The organism is Lewinella sp. (assembly GCF_050633125.1).
Lineage (GTDB): Bacteria > Bacteroidota > Bacteroidia > Chitinophagales > Saprospiraceae > Lewinella.
In genome coordinates, this window is sequence record NZ_JBOEFX010000188.1 from 1 (window position 1) to 4,749 (window position 4,749).

Here is a 4,749-nt window from a genome sequence, read left to right on the forward strand (position 1 = left end):
CAGATATAGGGTGGGTCCCGCCATGCGGGTCGTGGAGCAACAACATTAAAAAAACAAGCAATACAAGTAAAATATCCCCAATCACTATACGACCTTGAATCTCCTTCATTTGGTGTGACGTTCGGTAAAAGTCTAGGCTAAACGTACCAAAACTTCTCAGCAGGCATGACCTAGTAGAACACGAATTACTTTCAGTTATCGTCCCTCAGCTTTTAACGGATTTAACGGGATTTCAACAGCCTAAACTTAAAGAAAATGGGCTATTCTGTTTAATTATCAGTATTGCTGACCATTCTATTTTGATGCGTTTAACCTGGTAAAAGTTCGCAGAAAATCTAGCTTAGTCTATTTTCGATATCTTCTTGACAATTATATTTTCTGCCATTTTTATCAACGCAAAATATACGCCTTGTGGCAAATGACTCATGTCCACTTCCTTTTGACTTGTAGGAGGAATGACCATCTGCCCTGTTGTTGTATAAACTGAAATTTCCGTTCCCGTGTACCTATTTGTCTTTAAATACAATGGCCCTTGGGTGGGGTTGGGGTAAACCATTACACTCCTCTCCTCTTTTGCAGAAAACGTTACATTACTAAGCACAGCACATGTATCGGAAGGAGAAAAGTTGCTATCTGCCCAAGCATTAAAATCTTGCAATAAACTATCATAAGTATGATATTGAAATTCGTAAGGCCATGGCTCTATGTAACGAATTCCCAATGTTTTGGCTTGCGTAAAAACGGTACTGTACAAACTATCCTGAAACCGCTCTACCTGATCTGATCGGCCAATAACCTGGGCATATTTATCTCCTTGGAAATTCGAAATGTATGTTATTAAATCAGGCTGATAGGAGGTTTTCCCTGAAATCCACCACATTCCTAATCCAATCCGTTCACACAGTTCCTCCTCATTAACTAGGTCATTTATGATTGTTGCAGGAACTATCGTATCTCTGTCTATTTCATGGACTTCAAAAACAATAGGTTTATTGGGAAATGCCTCCCCGAATTTCAGCGCTGTTGCTTTTGCGCAAGTGATCCATTGCTCATTGGTGAACCCACTTAAAGCAAAAGCATCCATGTCAACCCCATTCAAATGGCCTTCTATCCCATTTACCGTCATCTGCGATACATAAACATGCGAGAGTAAGGTATCAGCAGCATACTGCTCCCCTAGTGCAGCAATTAAAGCATCGAGTCTTTCTTCGACAATGTCATCCCACCATAATGGCAACTTCCAATTTTGGCCTTGGTACTCGAAATCAAAATGATCAGCTCCTAAGGATTCCGTAAGCCATACTGGGCTACCAAACGCTCCCACTGAAATAGCTAACGCGTATTTCAAACCGGCAGCTTTAACAATATTGATCTTGTTATCTAGTAAGGTAAAATCAATAACTCCTGGTGTAGATTCAATATTTGACCATTTTTCGGTCAACAGAACACCTCGAGCCTCAGGGTGGGAAACGACATTGGGATTGGTACCGTTGGTGCCTGCAAAGCAACCAAGTGGCTTTTCAATGATTTGCGCATTCAAATATAAGGAGCACAAAAGCAGCACGAATGAAGTACAGAACAATCTCATGGGTGTTTTTTTCTGCTAAGACTGCTTTGTAGGTAAATCGTTTAGTGCCAAATTATGATTATTTAACCATAAATGCGCTAGGCCTAGCGATGTGCAGCAGCTACCCGGCACGGGTAGGCCCGAAGGGCTGAGTGAATAACGAACTGCGCAACGTAGCGCCCCCGTTACGACGGGGGAGGCCCAAAAAAATTACCTAAGCACCCTTTTTGTTTCGGCTTACGTAAAAAACCAGTCACACTTGCTACAAAATGAGCAGAAAATAAGCGAAAAACGTACCTTTGCCAAAATTTACGAAGACAGAAGATTTTAGCTACTTCTTTCTTCCCCTAACCAAAGCTAAAAAGCGATATGGCAACGAACAATAACGGTACTGGTTCTCCGATCATCGAAAAGAAAGCTCGGGAAGACCGCTTCCAATTTCACGATCATTATTTGGTAGATGACCTCCTCAATGAAGATCACCGCATGGCACGCGCCGCAGTACGTGATTGGGTAAAGCAAGAGGTTTCTCCTATTATTGAAGAATACACAGAGCGTGGCGAATGCCCTACTCACCTATACAAAGGCCTAGCCGATATCGGCGCTTTTGGGCCTAGCATTCCCGTAGAATACGGCGGCGGCGGTATGGATGAAATTGCCTATGGCGTGATCATGCAAGAGCTGGAACGTGGCGATTCTGGTATCCGCTCTATGGCTTCTGTCCAGGGGTCATTGGTGATGTACCCGATTTATCGTTTTGGTTCAGAAGAACAAAAACGCAAGTACCTTCCCAAATTGGGGAGCGGTGAATTTATTGGTTGCTTTGGCTTGACCGAACCCGATCACGGCTCCAACCCCGACGGGATGGTCACCAATATCAAGGATGATGGTGATGCTTACATCCTCAACGGTGCTAAAATGTGGATCACCAACTCTCCATTGGCCGACGTAGCTGTCGTTTGGGCCAAGGACGAAGAAGGCATTATCCGCGGTTTGATCGTTGAGAAGGGCATGGAAGGCTTTAGTGCTCCGCAAATTCATGGCAAATGGTCATTACGTGCTAGTATCACAGGTGAACTCGTCTTTGAAGATGTGCGTGTACCCAAGGCCAATGTATTGCCGCATGTACAAGGGCTAAAAGGCCCTCTTTCTTGCCTGAGCAAAGCCCGCTACGGTATTGCCTGGGGTGCTATCGGTGCCGCCTTGGATTGCTACGATTCTGCCCTACGCTATAGTATGGAACGTGTGCAGTTTGGCAAGCCTATTGCCGGCTTCCAGCTCACGCAGAAGAAATTGGCTGAAATGCTCACTGAAATTACCAAAGCTCAGTTGCTTGCCTGGCGGTTGGGTACACTGGCCAATAAAGGAGAAGCAACCCCGGCACAAATCAGTATGGCCAAGCGCAATAACGTAGCCATGGCACTGGATGTAGCCCGCGAAGCCCGCCAAATCCATGGTGGCATGGGTATTACCAACGAATATCCGGTAATGCGCCACATGATGAACCTTGAAACAGTACTTACTTACGAAGGTACTCACGACATCCACCTCCTGATCACAGGAATGGCCGTTACGGGAATAAATGCCTTTAAATAGCAATCCCTAGGTGCGAAGTTTCAAGAAGTGTCTTGGGCTTCGCACCTAAAACATTGTATTTTCCCCCTCCACCTAAGATTTTCATAGCAAAACCTGCACGATTGCCAGCATTTTAGGCCCCTATTCATAACAATTTCGCCCCCCTTGAACGTTATTAGTCCACAATAAGCGTTAATTTTGTCTTCCTTGATGATTTTTAAAAGCACGAAGCCAATGAAATTTGTTTGGCCATTAGCTATGAGTCTACTACTTCTTACTATTTTCGCCTCCACTACGGTGACGGCGCAAGGAGAAGTTATCACCCTAGACAACCCTTCTTTCGAAGATATGCCTCGCCATAGCCAGACCCCTCGGTACTGGACTAACTGTGGTCCACTTAGTGAATCTCCTCCCGATATACAGCCCGAGTTTACCTTCCAGGTAACCAAACCTGCGTATTCTGGGAACACCTACCTTGGAATGGTAGTTCGAGACAACGACACATGGGAATCCATCGGTCAGCTCCTTAGTCAACCCCTCCAAAATGGTGCTTGCTACTCCTTTAGTATCAAGCTCGCACGTTCTTTATCCTACTACAGTGTAAGCCGGGAAAAGAATGTACCTGCCAACTACATAAAGCCAGTAAAATTGCGAATATGGGGAGGTTTTGGTTCTTGTGACAAACGGGAATTACTCGATGAGTCGCCTTTGATAAGTAACCCTGATTGGAAAGAATTCAATTTCAAATTTGAACCAGGTGCTAATTATTCGCACATCGTGCTGGAGGTTTTCTACCAAACACCTTCTCTCTTTCCTTACAATGGCAACCTCCTGTTGGACGATGCTTCGCAGCTGGAACCAATGCCCTGTGAAGAGGAAGTAGCCGAGGGGCCTCAGGATCCTGAGCCTACCGATCAGCCTTTGGCCAGCATTACTCCCAGGTCTCCAGACCAACCACAAGTAACGCCGGTACAACCCGTCACGGAACCACCTGCTAATAATAATCAGGAAACGGCAACCTCTACCCTGGCTGGGGTGAAACGTTCAGAAATGACCACCGGAAAAACCATCACCCTCGACGATCTTCAGTTTGAGGCAGATAGTTCCCGCATTATTTCAGCTTCTTTACCAGCTCTTGAGGAGCTTCGTAGTTTCATGGCTAATAATACAGATGTCGTTATCGAGGTAGGTGGCCACACCAACGGCTGGGCCGATGCTCGCTACGCAGAGACACTCTCCACTGCTCGTGCCAAATCAGTAGCTGATTATCTGGTGAGAAAAGGTATACCTAGGAATAGAGTTCGCTATAAAGGCTACGGCAAAGATGTCCCCATCGACACCAATGAAACCGCTGCCGGACGAAGACGCAACCAGCGTGTAGAAATAAAAATTCTGGATGTACGATAATGTTGGCTACTGGTAAATAGCTACATGATCAGATGATCTTCAAATATGAGTCATCCCGAATTTTGATTATCATCAAAATCCGTGCTAACCAACTGCAAAACCTATCGTTAAAGACGAAACCCCATGATTTCTACTAGTGAAATCATGGGGTTTCGTACAAATAGTCAGATAAATCACTCTTTTCAGATGCTTAATGACTC

General features: G+C 45.1%; 3 protein-coding genes. 2 read left to right on the top strand and 1 reads right to left on the bottom strand.

Going from position 1 to position 4,749, the window contains the following annotated elements:
* Positions 1 to 340 precede the first annotated feature (340 nt).
* On the bottom strand, positions 341 to 1,588 hold the full coding sequence (locus tag ACRBG0_RS27535; protein ID WP_431490044.1) for a T9SS type A sorting domain-containing protein: 1,248 nt from the start codon (positions 1,586 to 1,588) through the stop codon (positions 341 to 343).
* Positions 1,589 to 1,936: 348 nt separating this feature from the next.
* On the opposite strand from ACRBG0_RS27535, the gene ACRBG0_RS27540 reads away from it, so the two are divergent.
* Positions 1,937 to 3,163 (top strand): acyl-CoA dehydrogenase family protein, encoded by a 1,227-nt coding sequence (locus ACRBG0_RS27540; protein WP_431490045.1) that lies wholly within the window; start codon positions 1,937 to 1,939, stop codon positions 3,161 to 3,163.
* 213 nt (positions 3,164 to 3,376) lie between these two features.
* Positions 3,377 to 4,549: an OmpA family protein gene (locus ACRBG0_RS27545; protein WP_431490046.1), complete on the top strand. Its 1,173-nt coding sequence runs from the start codon at positions 3,377 to 3,379 to the stop codon at positions 4,547 to 4,549.
* Positions 4,550 to 4,749 lie beyond the last annotated feature (200 nt).

Bases quoted from the DNA above. Each gene is read 5' to 3' on its own strand.
- ACRBG0_RS27545 (WP_431490046.1), top strand. From the start codon at position 3,377: ATGAAATTTGTTTGGCCATTAGCTATGAGTCTACTACTTCTTACTATT.
- ACRBG0_RS27540 (WP_431490045.1), top strand. From the start codon at position 1,937: ATGGCAACGAACAATAACGGTACTGGTTCTCCGATCATCGAAAAGAAA.
- ACRBG0_RS27535 (WP_431490044.1), bottom strand. From the start codon at position 1,588: ATGAGATTGTTCTGTACTTCATTCGTGCTGCTTTTGTGCTCCTTATAT.